Here is a 251-nt window from a genome sequence, read left to right as displayed (position 1 = left end):
CCAAAAAAGTTTGACTTGCTCATTTGTTTCCATTAAAACACGGGGTGTTTTTAATGGAAGATAAAAATTTAAAACGTGACGTTTTTATTGATTTTGTTCAGTTTTCAAGGTTCAATGCGTCATTTGCGACTTTAATATCTTAACACTAAAAAAATAAAGTGTCAACAATATTTTTTGGTGGAGCCTAGCGGGATCGAACCGCTGACCTCCTGCGTGCAAAGCAGGCGCTCTCCCAGCTGAGCTAAGGCCCC

1 tRNA gene is annotated in these 251 nt (G+C 39.4%); it reads right to left on the bottom strand.

Going from position 1 to position 251, the window contains the following annotated elements:
* Window positions 1-175 precede the first annotated feature (175 nt).
* A tRNA-Ala gene (locus L2D08_RS23840) sits at window positions 176-251 on the bottom strand.

The organism is Domibacillus sp. PGB-M46 (assembly GCF_022668875.1).
GTDB lineage: Bacteria > Bacillota > Bacilli > Bacillales > Domibacillaceae > Domibacillus.
This window is presented reverse-complemented; position numbering and strand designations above follow the sequence as displayed.